This is a genomic window from Chryseobacterium sp. GW823-FHT05E08, from assembly GCF_058795655.1.
The window spans coordinates 815,459-828,673 of record NZ_JBXAHY010000001.1 but is presented as its reverse complement, the minus strand read 5'-3'; the positions used below and the strand labels follow the sequence as shown (position 1 = coordinate 828,673).

Annotated in this window: 12 protein-coding genes; 9 read left to right on the top strand and 3 right to left on the bottom strand. The window is 34.6% G+C overall.

Translation table 11 applies throughout. The annotated features are described in order from the left end of the window. Positions 1 to 3 precede the first annotated feature (3 nt). The 3 genes from AC1Q7L_RS03850 to AC1Q7L_RS03840 are packed head-to-tail and all read right to left on the bottom strand — an operon-like array spanning position 4 to position 2,883. The gene (locus AC1Q7L_RS03850; RefSeq protein WP_492305359.1) at positions 4 to 1,785 is read right to left on the bottom strand and encodes a DUF4153 domain-containing protein; all 1,782 of its coding nucleotides are present in this window, start codon (positions 1,783 to 1,785) and stop codon (positions 4 to 6) included. A 24-nt stretch (positions 1,786 to 1,809) separates the two neighbouring features. Beyond that, positions 1,810 to 2,271, bottom strand: a complete 462-nt coding sequence (locus tag AC1Q7L_RS03845) for a BlaI/MecI/CopY family transcriptional regulator (RefSeq protein WP_492305360.1) — start codon at positions 2,269 to 2,271, stop codon at positions 1,810 to 1,812. Positions 2,272 to 2,280: 9 nt separating this feature from the next. Beyond that, positions 2,281 to 2,883: a phosphatase PAP2 family protein gene (locus AC1Q7L_RS03840; RefSeq protein WP_492305361.1), complete on the bottom strand. Its 603-nt coding sequence runs from the start codon at positions 2,881 to 2,883 to the stop codon at positions 2,281 to 2,283. Positions 2,884 to 3,009: 126 nt separating this feature from the next. Between AC1Q7L_RS03840 and pdhA the strand changes: the two genes are divergently transcribed. The 9 genes from pdhA to AC1Q7L_RS03795 all read left to right on the top strand — a co-directional run bounded on the left by pdhA (position 3,010) and on the right by AC1Q7L_RS03795 (position 13,206). Next, the gene (gene pdhA, locus AC1Q7L_RS03835; RefSeq protein WP_066758706.1) at positions 3,010 to 4,014 is read left to right on the top strand and encodes a pyruvate dehydrogenase (acetyl-transferring) E1 component subunit alpha; all 1,005 of its coding nucleotides are present in this window, start codon (positions 3,010 to 3,012) and stop codon (positions 4,012 to 4,014) included. Between the two features lie 93 nt (positions 4,015 to 4,107). Continuing rightward, entirely contained in the window at positions 4,108 to 5,727 is a 1,620-nt protein-coding gene (locus tag AC1Q7L_RS03830) for a dihydrolipoyl dehydrogenase family protein (protein ID WP_492305362.1), read from the top strand. Positions 5,728 to 5,913: 186 nt separating this feature from the next. After that, the gene (locus tag AC1Q7L_RS03825) at positions 5,914 to 6,582 is read left to right on the top strand and encodes an ABC transporter ATP-binding protein (protein ID WP_410690349.1); all 669 of its coding nucleotides are present in this window, start codon (positions 5,914 to 5,916) and stop codon (positions 6,580 to 6,582) included. Between the two features lie 14 nt (positions 6,583 to 6,596). Then, entirely contained in the window at positions 6,597 to 7,175 is a 579-nt protein-coding gene (locus AC1Q7L_RS03820) for a murein L,D-transpeptidase catalytic domain-containing protein (protein WP_492305363.1), read from the top strand. 38 nt (positions 7,176 to 7,213) lie between these two features. After that, a complete protein-coding gene (gene radC, locus AC1Q7L_RS03815; RefSeq protein WP_492305364.1) occupies positions 7,214 to 7,891 on the top strand; it encodes a RadC family protein in 678 nt (225 codons plus the stop codon). Further along, positions 7,888 to 8,754 carry a hypothetical protein gene (locus AC1Q7L_RS03810; protein ID WP_492305365.1) on the top strand — a complete coding sequence of 289 codons (867 nt, stop codon included), beginning with the start codon at positions 7,888 to 7,890 and terminating at the stop codon, positions 8,752 to 8,754. The genes radC and AC1Q7L_RS03810 overlap by 4 nt, the downstream gene beginning before the upstream one ends. An 86-nt stretch (positions 8,755 to 8,840) precedes the next feature. Beyond that, complete coding sequence (locus AC1Q7L_RS03805) at positions 8,841 to 9,353, top strand: DUF7935 family protein (RefSeq protein WP_410690356.1); 513 nt, start codon at positions 8,841 to 8,843, stop codon at positions 9,351 to 9,353. Between the two features lie 19 nt (positions 9,354 to 9,372). Next, entirely contained in the window at positions 9,373 to 9,984 is a 612-nt protein-coding gene (locus AC1Q7L_RS03800) for an inorganic pyrophosphatase (protein WP_072406609.1), read from the top strand. A gap of 486 nt (positions 9,985 to 10,470) precedes the next feature. Beyond that, on the top strand, positions 10,471 to 13,206 hold the full coding sequence (locus AC1Q7L_RS03795; protein ID WP_492305366.1) for a sodium-translocating pyrophosphatase: 2,736 nt from the start codon (positions 10,471 to 10,473) through the stop codon (positions 13,204 to 13,206). The last annotated feature ends 9 nt before the right edge of the window (positions 13,207 to 13,215 follow it).

Below are 13,215 nucleotides of genomic sequence, written 5' to 3'. Positions count from 1 at the left end.
TTTTTATTTCTCTTTTATCAGCAGTACTGCATTGTCATAATAGATGTTACCTGCTTTATTATATGGTGATTTATCATTCGAAATATTAAGAAAAACCACTTTGATATGATATTTACCAAGATCTTTTTCAAGGGAAATTTCGGGTAATTTTATAATTCCTTTTCTGCCCGAATATTCTTTAAATAAATTATTAATGCCTGGAGTGAAGTCTACTTCTTCTTTTGAATTAAGGTCTACTTTTAATATAATTCCTTTATCGGATCTTTCGATTATATTGAATTTATCACCATTTATTTCCTTAGTATCATCATTATAATTTCTTAAATTAAAGAAATATTGATAGTTATCTATCGTGATATATTGTTTTTCAGATTCTAAGCTAAGTCTTTCGTAATCAGAAGCTATTGTCCTGTTTGTATTGGTGAATTCACTTTGAACACTATATCTTAATGATAAAAATGGATTTACTTTAATCTCATTTTCTAAGGCGTGATTCTTTTTTGTATCAACTAAATCTAAAAGAAAATCTTCTTGTTTTCTTTCTGCTAAAAATTCAAATTTATCTCCAATTTCATTAACGATTGTGTCGGTTACTTTCTTTTGAAAATCGATTTTGTTGTTGCTTAATAATTGTTTTTCATTTAATAATTTAAGCAATTCAGATTTTTGACTTCTTTTTGCAACACTGAAAGCATTCAGATAAGGAAATATCAACGCAAAAACTCCAAAAGCAAATAAGCTGATCGGAATAAATTTTATACTAGAATTCTTCTTAAACACAAAATAAATTACGATACTTAAAAGCCACAAAGCCAGAAGAAGCACAAAATATCTCGGTTCAGTATATCCGTACTCTAAAATCCTTGTAAAAATCGCAGTAAACAAAAGAATAATAAGCGGAATAATCGTGAAATAAAAGACCTTTGAAAATATTTTAACCCAAGATTTTGTATTATTTTCTTTCAATGGATGAACCAGCAACAAAGCCAGAATTCCTACAATACTGTAAGCTAAAACAAGATAAGAAACCCAACCTCTCGGAAGTTGCCAGTTGATCAGTATTTTAAATGAATAGAAATACAAAATAATCACATAAATAAATAATAATGGAATTAAAATAAATTGCGTGAAAAATTTCAATATAACAGGATATTTCCCGTCTTTTTCGAGGTAATCAAGTCCAATTTCATTAAATAATAAAAAGATGAAACAGCTTCCGAAAATAGCCAGAACAAAGAAAAGATCTGCATAAAGCTTATTATTGAAATCAAAATCAAAAAGCTTATCAACCGCCAAAACAGCCAATTCAACACCTCCCGTCAATACACCCGTAAAAATAACCGTAAGGAAAATATTGACAAAAAGATTCTTGTTATACTGCCAGAAATTAAGCTCTCTATTTTTAGCTAAAAAAGGGATAAAAGAAACCAGCAAATGGGAGAGTAGGAAAGTGATGGCGATAATATATCCATAAGTTTCTATGAACTCTTTTTTCTCATCAGGAAAGACAAAATAGAAGCCAATCAGGAAAATAACTCCAAAAAATTCCAATAAAAAAGCCTTACCAATTCTTTGGGAAAGCATTTTTAAAGCAAACAGTAAAGAGATTCCAAGGCCGCAACACATGGTGATTTTGGAATAGGTAAACAGCAATTTATCGCTATAATTGGTTTCAGCCATGTAAATAGCTCCAACCGAAGTAAGTAGAGCAATGACCAAAACCATCGGATAGAGAAATACCACATTGCCGGCTTTTCCGATGATTTCCCGGAATTTTGTTTTCATGATTTTAGGTGTTTTTTGTTAATCTTATTTTTTCTTCTTTTTCTTGTCTTTGCCTTTTTTATCTTTTTTTGGATTTAAAATTTCGTTGGCAATTTCCAGTTTTGGTGCTTTTATTTTTGTAGGTTTAAGTTCCATTTTAAGATCAAAATAGGCTCTTAAATCATCCTGAGAAATTAATTTTTCAACCATCAAAAACTCTAAGATCTCTTTCCCTGAATCATGAAAGAAATTATGCGAAAGTTCTTTTAATAAGAATTTTTTATAGTTTTCAAAAGGAACAATTACAGTATATTTAAAAATTCTGCCTTCTTTTTCAGTTGATAAATAACCTTTTTCAACTAATATTTTTAAGTAAGTAGAAACTGTATTCTGGTGCGGCTTAGGCTCAGGATGCTGTTCCATAACTTCTTTTAAATAAAATGAATTCATTGCCCAAAAAAGTTTCATTAAGTTTTCTTCAGCAGAAGTAAGATGATTTATTTTCATATAATATGATTAATGTTGAAATTGTATATTGCAATAAAGATAAATAAAAGATACCAGAAATGCTATTCCGGCGCCCATAAATACTTCTTTTACGGTGTGTCTCTTTAAAATAATTCTCGTAATTCCTACCAAAGCGGCAACTCCAAGCCAGAGAATTCCCATTTTCCAGTTTATTGCAAAAAATAATGCTGCTACAAACACATTAAAGGCTGTGTGCATCGAACTTTTAATGAAAAAATTACTTATTTGTAAAGAAAAAAGAAGAATTAATATAAAAAGCATGATAAAATCAATGTATCCGTTTTTGATATAATTGAAAATCATGTAACCGATAACGCAAACTGCAATAAAAATGTATAAAGTTTTCCTTTGAACCCGATTCGAAACATCCATATTGGTATATCTTCCGGTCTTTACATTCCATACAAGCCAGATCACCACAGGTAAAATCACAATTAATAATATAGGAAGAAAGTGCGCAACGGATTCCTCAAAAGTATACTCCCGAACGCTCATATAGATGAAAAATATAAACAGAGAAGTCAGAGGATTAAAAAAATCTGAGATGATTTTTGAGATTTTATGTATGAGTGAAGGCTGTTTTTCTTCCATATTTAAGTTTGATAATGTAAATATAATACTATAACTAAAAAAACAATTGGTATGTATACAATAAAAATGAAGTTTTTTTTATAATTTTGCTCAACTATTTCATAATAAATAAGCAAGAGCTAACACATGAAAGAATTTTCTAAAGAGGTATACCTGAAGTGGTATGAAGATATGACAATGTGGAGAAGGTTTGAAGACAAATGCCGTTCTCTTTATTTAAAACAAAAAATCAGAGGTTTTTTACATTTGTATAATGGTCAGGAGGCTATACCTGCTGGTTTCACGCATGCAATGGATTTAACTAAAGATAGTATGATCACGGCTTACAGATGTCACATCCATCCAATGGCAATGGGAGTAGACCCTAAGAGAATCATGGCAGAACTTTGTGGTAAAGCTACAGGTACGTCAGGAGGTATGGGTGGTTCTATGCACATTTTCAGTAAAGAACACCGTTTTTATGGTGGTCACGGGATTGTGGGAGGTCAGATTCCTTTAGGTGCTGGTATTGCTTTCGCGGATAAGTTTTTTGACAGAAAAGCGGTAAATATCTGTTTCTTCGGAGATGGAGCGGCTAGACAGGGTTCATTACATGAAACGTTTAACATGGCGATGAACTGGAAACTTCCGGTAGTATTCGTTGTAGAAAACAACCAATATGCAATGGGAACTTCTGTTAAAAGAACAGCTAACCACGAAGATATCTATAAATTAGGTTTAGGATACGAAATGCCTTGTCTTCCTGTAGATGCAATGGATCCTGTAAAAGTAGCAGAAGCTGCGTACGAGGCTATTGAAAGAGCAAGAAGAGGAGACGGACCAACTTTCATCGAAGCTAGAACTTACCGTTACAGAGGTCACTCTATGTCTGATGCTGAACCTTACAGATCTAAGGATGAAGTAGCTATTCATAAAAATGATGACCCTATCGAATTGGTAAAATCAAGAATCTTATCAAATAATTGGGCAACTGAGCAGGAATTAGAAGTGATCGATAACAAATCAAGAGATTTCGTTGACGAGTGTATCGAATTCATGGAAAATTCTCCATACCCGGATGTTGATAAAGTATATGAGTATGTTTATTCTCAGGAAAACTATCCATTCTTAGATAAATTTGAAAATCAATAATAATTTGCTGATAGGATGATATGGTGTGTTATTTTTTAACTTTCACTTTTATTATCATCACTTCATCACATTAACAAATTAATAAATTAAATTATGGCAGAAGTTATTACAATGCCGCGTCTTTCCGACACTATGACGGAAGGTAAAGTGGCGAAATGGCATAAAAAAGTAGGAGATACAGTAAAGGAAGGAGATATTTTAGCTGAAATTGAAACAGATAAAGCTGTTCAGGATTTCGAATCTGAATTAAATGGTACTCTTCTATACGTTGGTGTGGAAGAAGGAAATGCTGCTGCTGTAGATTCTGTTTTGGCTATTATTGGTAATGCAGGAGAAGATATTTCAGGATTAACGGGCGGAGCTGCTGCTCCTGCTTCTGGAGGTTCTGAAGAGAAAAAATCTGAAGAAGAATCAAAAACAGAAAATAATTCTACAAGCGTAGAGCAGACTTCTGCGGAAGTTCCTGCAGGAGTAGAAGTAATTACAATGCCAAGACTTTCTGATACAATGACAGAAGGTAAAGTAGCTAAATGGCACAAAAATGTTGGCGATACAGTAAAAGAAGGAGATCTTCTTGCTGAGATCGAAACAGATAAAGCGGTTCAGGATTTCGAATCTGAATTCAATGGAGTATTATTGAAGCAAGGTGTTGAAGAAGGCGGTGCTGCTCCTGTTGATTCAGTATTAGCAATTATTGGCCCTGAAGGAACTGATGTTTCTAGTGTTGGTGCTGCAAAACCTGCTGCTCAATCATCAGAAAAGCCTGCAGAACAAAAAGCTGAAGCTAAAACAGAAGAAAAACCTGCGGCTCAGGCTGTAAGTTCTTCATCTACCGACAGAGTTGCAATTTCTCCTTTGGCTAAAAAAATGGCTCAGGATAAAGGAGTTGACATTCACGGTATTCAGGGTTCTGGAGAAAACGGAAGAATCGTTAAAAAAGATATTGAAAATTATCAGCCATCTCAGACAAAACTAGCAGCATCTGCGCCGACTGCAAGTCCGGCAGCTCAGGTTGCATTAAGTTTTGTTCAGGGAGAAGATACAGAGACTCCAAACTCACAGGTAAGAAATATCATCGCGAAACGTCTTGCTGAAAGTAAATTCTCTGCTCCTCACTATTATTTAATGGTGGAGATCAATATGGATAAAGCAATTGAGGCTAGAAAAGAAATCAATTCTTTACCTGATACTAAAATTTCTTTCAATGATATGATTATTAAGGCGACTGCTGTTGCTTTAAGAAAACATCCACAAGTTAATTCTAGCTGGGCTGGAGATAAAGTGATTCACAGAGGAAACATCAACATCGGTGTAGCAGTTGCTATTCCTGACGGATTGGTTGTTCCTGTTCTTAAAAACACAGATCAGATGACGTATACTCAGATTTCTGCTGGTGTTAAGGATATGGCTGGAAGAGCTAAATCTAAAGGTCTTAAGGCAAACGAAATGGAGGGTTCTACTTTCTCAGTTTCTAACTTAGGAATGTTCGGAATTGAAACATTTACAAGTATCATCAATCAACCAAACTCTGCAATCCTTTCAGTAGGAGCAATCATCGAGAAACCGATCGTAAAAGACGGACAGATCGTAGTTGGAAACATCATGAAGCTTTCATTAGCTTGTGATCACAGAGTGGTAGACGGTGCTACAGGTGCTCAGTTCTTACAAACTTTAAAAACATATTTAGAAAGTCCTTTAACTTTGTTACTGTAATTTTCTAAGTTTTGAAATATTAAAACCTCTCAATTTTGGGAGGTTTTTTTGTTTTTAATTTATTTTGTAGATTCAAAGCATCAAGGTTTTAAAAACCTTGATGCTTTGGTATAATAAACACAATTTCCACTCACAATTCATCTTAAATTTCTCTCATATTTCAAATCAAATCACTATTTTTGGCTCATGATTAAAGCAAGAAATATCCATAAATCTTATGGGAATTTAGAAGTATTAAAAGGGGTTGATATTCATATCAAAACCGGAGAAGTTGTATCTATTGTTGGAGAATCAGGTGCAGGAAAATCTACTTTACTGCAGATCTTGGGAACATTGGATTCGCCTTCGAACTCTAATAAATATGATACAGAGATCTCAATGGCAGGGGAGTCATTTATTAATATGAATGACAAACAGCTTTCTAAATTCAGGAATCAGAATATTGGTTTTGTATTTCAGTTTCATCAGTTATTGCCGGAATTTACGGCACTGGAAAACGTATTGTTGCCTACGAAAATCGCCGGAGCCAACGAAAAAGAATCATTGGAAAAGGCGTATGCTTTGTTTGAAGATTTAAAGATCGAACAGAGATTACAGCATAAACCCAACCAATTATCGGGTGGGGAAGCGCAAAGGGTAGCAGTTGCCAGAGCGTTGATTAACTCTCCTAAAATCATCTTTGCAGATGAACCTACAGGTAACTTAGATTCAAAAAATGCAGATGATTTACACAGATTATTCTTTGATTTAAGAGATAAATACAATCAGACATTTGTGATTGTAACGCATAACCCCAATCTTGCGGAAATTACTGACAGAAAATTAGTCATGAAAGACGGAATGATCATCGAGTAAATTCCTGTCAGATGATGAAACACTTTATTTTTTTATTCCTTTTTATTATTTCCTGTTCAAAATTTGAATCTCAGGCCAATAATGTTGTTGATTATCTTCCAAAATCAAAAATTTCGGAAATTAAAAACTATATTAAAGGGAAAAATTATAATCAAAATTTGGCAGTTTTCATCAATTTTAAAATTCATTCAGGAAAATACAGGTATTTCGTTTATGATCTGAAAAATGATAAAATTTTACAGAAAGCAGTTGTTGCACATGGTGAAGGTTCCGTAATTGCTAACTCAAATAATTTGCAGTTTAGCAATGTTGACGGTTCTCACCAGTCATCTTTGGGAAAATACGAAATACGTGAAAGCTATAACGGAAAATTCGGGAAAGCGTACCGTTTAGATGGACTTGATGAAACAAATAGTAACGCAAGACCGAGAGCAATCGTTCTCCACTCTTATTATTGTGTTCCGAATCAAGAATCGGTAAATCCAGCTTGTTTAAGTTTTGGCTGTCCAATGCTTTCAAAAGATGCATTCAACGAAACGGCGAAATACATCGATCAATCAAAACAGCCAATTATTTTATACGCATTTTATTAAACTAATCCCCAAACCCTAATTCCTGCCATCTAAAAAATATGTCAATAAAATTCCTTGCAGAAGACGACAGACCCAGAGAAAAGTTTTTGCTGAAAGGCAAAGGCTCACTTTCTGATTCTGAACTCCTTGCAATTATTATGGGAAGCGGAAGTAGGGATGAAACTGCCGTAGAATTGGCAAGGAAGATTCTAGCTTCTGTCAATAATAACTGGCATCAGCTGAGTTTATTATCTGTGAAAGATTTAACGAAATTCAAAGGAGTAGGCGAGGTGAAGGCTATTTCCATTGCAACAGCTTTGGAAATTGGGAGAAGAAGATCGAATCAGGAAATTCCTGAAAAACCAATGATCTCCAACAGTAACGGAGCTTATCAGATTTTTAAAAATCATTTGGCAGATTTACGAACAGAAGAATTTTGGGCTATTTTTCTGAATCAAAGCAATAGAGTTATTCATATTTCTCAATTAACGCAAGGTGGAATTAATCAGTCGATTGTAGATATCAGGATTTTATTTAAAACTGCGCTAGATCATTTTGCGACCGGAGTTATTGTTGCCCACAATCATCCCTCAGGAAATTTGAAGCCAAGCAAAGAAGATATCGACATTACTCAAAAAATAAAAGAAGCGGGAAATACCTTAACTATTCAGCTTTTAGACCATTTGATTATTACACAGAACTCATATTTTAGTTTCTCAGACGAAGGATTATTATGATTAGAAGATTGAAATACAACGAAATTGATTTCAAAAAATATACTGAATGTTTAGAAAATTCTGAACAGAGAAATTGGTATGCCAATAAAGAAGTTCTGGACGAACTTTCTGGAAACTGGCAGCTTTTGGTGTATGGCGATTATGAAGCGGTAATGCCTGTTCCATTGAAAAAAAAAATAGGTTTTAATTTTGTATTGATGCCACTTTTCTGCCAGCAATTAGGCATTTTTTCAAAAAAAGATGATCGTAAAATTAATACCGAATTTCTAAATTTTTTAAAGAAAAGCTCAAAAGTATTTTTATATTCTTTTAATCAAAACAATGATTTTGGAGAAATATTAGAAAAGAAAAAAAACTACGTAATTCCTATTTCTGACTATGTAATTTTAAGGAGGAAAAAGTATTTTAAAGGAAGAAAATCTACCGCAAAATGGGCACAGCATCTTTTTTATAAAGAAATTGATTTAAACGCCGATTCTATCAATTTCATCGAAAACAATTATAAAGGAATTCCCAAAAGATCCGATTACGAAAAGTTTTTAAGGTATTTAGAATTTCTGAATAAAAATGGTTTCCTCAAGCTTTGTGGAGCCTATTTGGAAGAAAAACTGATCAATTTAGCCGTTGTAATTTCAGAAAAAGAACAACTTTCTTTATTGGCATTAATCAATGATGAATCTTTTAAAAACGAGAATGGCCCCTCTTTTTTAATAGATAAAATTCTAGAAAATTATATTCATGAGAAGAGTTTTAATTTCATGGGAAGCAATATTCGCGGGATAGAAGTTTTCTTTAAAAGTTTTGGTGCAGAACTTCAGGAATACGGTTATTTGGAAAGTAAGATTTTAAAGCGAATCTCATAAATCGGTTAATCTTATTTTATTGTTGATAATGACATGTTTTTCAGTCATAAATTCAGAAAATATTAGTAATTTTGCTTCCTCAAATTATGACAAGTTTTTCAGGATACCTACCATATGCATTTGCATTGATCATCGCAATACCTTTTTTGGTTTTGTTGAGGCAGTTTGTACACAATTATATCAATCTTAAAAATCAGGAAATAAAGCTTCTTACCGTAAAATCGAATTCAGAAAATAAGACCCAGTCTTATGAAAGAATGACACTTTTTCTGGAAAGGATGAAGCCTTCCAACCTTATTCAGAGATTTGATAAAGATCTTGCGGCTCACGAATTCATTTTTCTTACGGAAAAAACGATCAATGAAGAGTTTGAATATAATTCTTCACAGCAATTATACATCACAAAAAATTCGTGGAAAAATATTGTTGATTCCAAAAATGCAGTGATGGATTTACTTCACAAAACCTATGACGGATTAAGCGGAAATGCCAATCTTGATGAGTTTAAAACCGTTTTCATCATGAATTATATGGAAAATGAAGACTATATTTCGGCAACAATAGAAGACCTGAGAAGAGAAATTTTAATAATAGCTTAACTAAAAATAAAAATAAATAATGATTCCAAATTTTAAAGCACATCCATGGCATGGAGTTTCTGCAGGAGAAGATGCGCCAAATGTTGTTAATGTATTCGTGGAAATCGTTCCTTCAGATACTATTAAATATGAAGTAGATAAAGAAACAGGATATTTAAAGGTAGACAGACCTCAGAAATTCTCAAATATCATCCCGGCATTGTACGGATTTGTTCCAAGAACATACTGCGATAATGAAGTAATGAAATTGGCGGTTGAAAGAGGAGCTACAGACGTTACAATGGGAGATCATGACCCGTTGGATATCTGTGTTTTGAGTTCTCACAACATTCACGGAGGTGGATTATTCATGGAAGCTATTCCAATCGGAGGTTTCAAAATGATCGACGGAGGTGAAGCAGATGACAAGATTGTTGCAGTAATGATCGGTGATCACGCTTTCGGACATTTCAGAGATATCACAGAATTGCCTGAAGCTGAAGTGAAACGATTAATGCACTATTTCTTAACGTACAAAAACCTTCCGGATGAGCCTGCAAAATGCAGAATTCAAGAGGTTTACGGTGCTGAACATGCTAGAACAGTGATCAAAGCATCTCAAAAAGATTACGCAGACAAATTCGGAGGATAATATTCTCTTAATTAAATATATCAAAGGATAAATGAATTTTTCGTTTATCCTTTTTTATTGAAATTTAGACCACAAACGATAAAATTAATAATACATTTTTGGGCAGCTATTTCCGCCTTCCGTTCCCGCAATTTTGTAGTTTTGCCAATGCTTTTTCCCTTCTCAAAAACTACAAAATGTGCTCCACTCAAGTCGGGCTGCACCTTTCAACCTGTTTTAAAAATTCAACCCTTTCAGAATTTCAAATTCTAAAAAAGTTTTTATACCACTAATGGTTTTCTACAATTAAAAAAATAAAAATCATAAATATTCCCTCCACTAATATCCACAAACATCTGTGAAAATCCGTGAAATCCGTGGGAAAAGAAAAATCGTAATAGCTTAAGCGTTTAAACACTTATTTTTAATCAGTTACAATTGTTTTTGTCAATTTCGTGAGAATTATTTGTTATATTTAATTTTCTATTACCAAAAAAATATTAAACTATGGATCTATTTGTGTTAGTACCAATTTTTGGTGTGATTGCCTTGCTCTATACTTTTTTCCAAAGTAATTGGGTAAGTAAGCAAAATGCCGGAAATGAAAAAATGAAAATTATCAGCGGACATATTGCTGACGGTGCGATGGCTTTTCTAAAGGCCGAGTACAAAGTTTTAACCTATTTCGTAGTTATTGTAGCCATTTTATTAGCCGTAATGGGAATGACGAACGCCAATTCGCATTGGAGTATCGGACTCGCCTTTGTGGTTGGAGCAATATTTTCGGCATTGGCAGGCTTTATCGGAATGAAAATCGCTACGAAAGCTAATGTAAGAACAGCAGAAGCAGCAAGAACATCGCTTTCAAAAGCGCTTAAAGTTTCATTTGCAGGAGGTTCTGTAATGGGAATGGGGGTTGCCGGATTGGCTGTATTAGGGTTGGGATCTTTGTATTTAATTATAAAACAAATTTTTGCACCCGATGCCACCGTAGATTCCCGTGAAATGGAAACAACGATTGAAATTCTTACCGGATTTTCTCTCGGAGCCGAATCTATCGCACTTTTTGCAAGAGTTGGAGGAGGTATTTACACAAAAGCAGCCGATGTTGGAGCCGATTTAGTTGGAAAAGTAGAAGCCGGAATTCCGGAAGACGATCCCCGCAATCCAGCGACAATTGCAGATAACGTAGGTGATAATGTTGGGGATGTTGCCGGAATGGGAGCCGATTTATTTGGATCTTATGTTGCAACAGTTTTAGCGACGATGGTTTTAGGAAGAGAAACAATTTCCGATGATTCATTCGGAGGTTTTGCACCGATTCTTTTACCTATGTTGATTGCCGGAACAGGAATTATATTTTCAATGATAGGAACTTTATTTGTCAGAATTAATGATAATGAAGGTTCATCAACTTCAAGTGTTCAAAATGCTTTAAATCTGGGAAATTGGGGAAGTATTGTTATTACGGCAGTCGCTTCTTATTTCTTGGTTACTTATATTTTACCGGATAAAATGATTTTAAGAGGTCACGAATTCACTAAAATGGGTGTTTTCGGAGCAATCATGGTTGGATTGGTTGTTGGGACTTTAATGAGTATCATCACAGAATACTATACAGCAATGGGCAAAAGACCTGTTTCAAGTATAGTGAGACAGTCATCCACAGGTCATGCCACCAATATCATTGGCGGACTTGCTGTTGGTATGGAATCTACCTTACTCCCAATCATTGTATTAGCAGGTGGAATTTACGGTTCATTTTTATGCGCTGGACTGTATGGTGTTGCCATTGCCGCCGCAGGAATGATGGCTACAACAGCCATGCAGTTGGCAATTGATGCTTTCGGGCCAATCGCAGATAATGCGGGTGGAATTGCCGAAATGAGCGAATTACCCAAAGAAGTTCGTGAAAGAACAGATATTTTAGATGCTGTAGGAAATACGACAGCCGCATCAGGAAAAGGTTTTGCCATTGCTTCTGCAGCTTTAACGGCTTTAGCATTATTTGCAGCCTTTGTCGGAATTGCAGGTATCGACGGAATTGATATTTACAGAGCTGATGTATTAGCCGGATTATTTGTCGGCGGAATGATTCCGTTTATCTTTTCATCATTGGCAATTACAGCGGTTGGACAAGCCGCAATGGCCATGGTTGAGGAAGTAAGAAGACAGTTTCGTGAAATTCCGGGGATTTTGGAAGGAAAAGCAGAACCGGAATACGAAAAATGTGTCGCCATTTCTACAGATGCTTCCATTAAAAAAATGATGCTTCCCGGAGCAATCGCGATTGTTTCTCCTCTTTTGATCGGATTTATTTTCGGCCCAGAAGTTTTAGGAGGATTTTTAGCGGGCGCTACCGTTTGCGGAGTTTTGATGGGAATGTTCCAGAATAATGCAGGAGGAGCTTGGGATAATGCTAAAAAATCATTCGAGAAAGGTGTTGACATTAATGGACAGACCTATTACAAAGGTTCAGAGCCTCACAAAGCTTCAGTAACGGGTGATACGGTTGGGGATCCGTTTAAAGATACTTCAGGACCATCAATGAATATTCTGATCAAATTAATGTCGATTGTATCGTTGGTGATTGCGCCTACACTAGCAGTTTTACATAAAGATAAAATTGATGCCAACAGAAAAGCTAAAATTGAAAGCCTGATGGGAATGGCAAACCATAATTCAAGTTCTGAAATTACTGCAGGAGCAGTTGCTGTTCCTTTAACAAGAGAAGTAAAAGGGCATTTAAATGAAAACGGAGATTTTGTGTATGAAACGGGAGATATTGAAGAGATTAAACTAAAAGGGGGAAAATCTATTTCTATAGGTCATGAAAGTCGATTGTATCAAATGTACAATGACATAAAATTGAAGAATAAAGCTGTTTTAGATCCAAATAATTGGTATACGATTGAGAATTTATATTTCCAAAGTGGATCAAGTGATTTGAAGCCTGGTTCAGAAACTCAATTAAATAATTTAGCTGAAATTTTGAATGCCTATCCTGATTTGAAAGTAAAACTAGGAGGTTACACGGATAATACAGGAAATGAAGAAAGCAATCAAAGACTGTCTAATTTAAGAGCGCAAACGGCTAAACTTAAATTGTTAGAATTAGGAATCTCAGCAGAAAGAATAGAAGCCGAAGGTTACGGTTCACAACATCCCGTTTGTGAAGCCAATGATACCGATGAATGTAAAGCAAAAAACAGAAGAATCGATGTAAGAGTTCTTTCTCTGTAAATAAGTTTT

Excerpts from the sequence above, each read along its gene's own strand:
- AC1Q7L_RS03825 (WP_410690349.1), top strand. The coding sequence starts at position 5,914 with ATGATTAAAGCAAGAAATATCCATAAATCTTATGGGAATTTAGAAGTA.
- AC1Q7L_RS03830 (WP_492305362.1), top strand. The coding sequence starts at position 4,108 with ATGGCAGAAGTTATTACAATGCCGCGTCTTTCCGACACTATGACGGAA.
- AC1Q7L_RS03810 (WP_492305365.1), top strand. The coding sequence starts at position 7,888 with ATGATTAGAAGATTGAAATACAACGAAATTGATTTCAAAAAATATACT.
- AC1Q7L_RS03805 (WP_410690356.1), top strand. The coding sequence starts at position 8,841 with ATGACAAGTTTTTCAGGATACCTACCATATGCATTTGCATTGATCATC.
- pdhA (WP_066758706.1), top strand. The coding sequence starts at position 3,010 with ATGAAAGAATTTTCTAAAGAGGTATACCTGAAGTGGTATGAAGATATG.
- AC1Q7L_RS03845 (WP_492305360.1), bottom strand. The coding sequence starts at position 2,271 with ATGAAAATAAATCATCTTACTTCTGCTGAAGAAAACTTAATGAAACTT.
- radC (WP_492305364.1), top strand. The coding sequence starts at position 7,214 with ATGTCAATAAAATTCCTTGCAGAAGACGACAGACCCAGAGAAAAGTTT.
- AC1Q7L_RS03800 (WP_072406609.1), top strand. The coding sequence starts at position 9,373 with ATGATTCCAAATTTTAAAGCACATCCATGGCATGGAGTTTCTGCAGGA.
- AC1Q7L_RS03820 (WP_492305363.1), top strand. The coding sequence starts at position 6,597 with ATGAAACACTTTATTTTTTTATTCCTTTTTATTATTTCCTGTTCAAAA.
- AC1Q7L_RS03840 (WP_492305361.1), bottom strand. The coding sequence starts at position 2,883 with ATGGAAGAAAAACAGCCTTCACTCATACATAAAATCTCAAAAATCATC.
- AC1Q7L_RS03795 (WP_492305366.1), top strand. The coding sequence starts at position 10,471 with ATGGATCTATTTGTGTTAGTACCAATTTTTGGTGTGATTGCCTTGCTC.
- AC1Q7L_RS03850 (WP_492305359.1), bottom strand. The coding sequence starts at position 1,785 with ATGAAAACAAAATTCCGGGAAATCATCGGAAAAGCCGGCAATGTGGTA.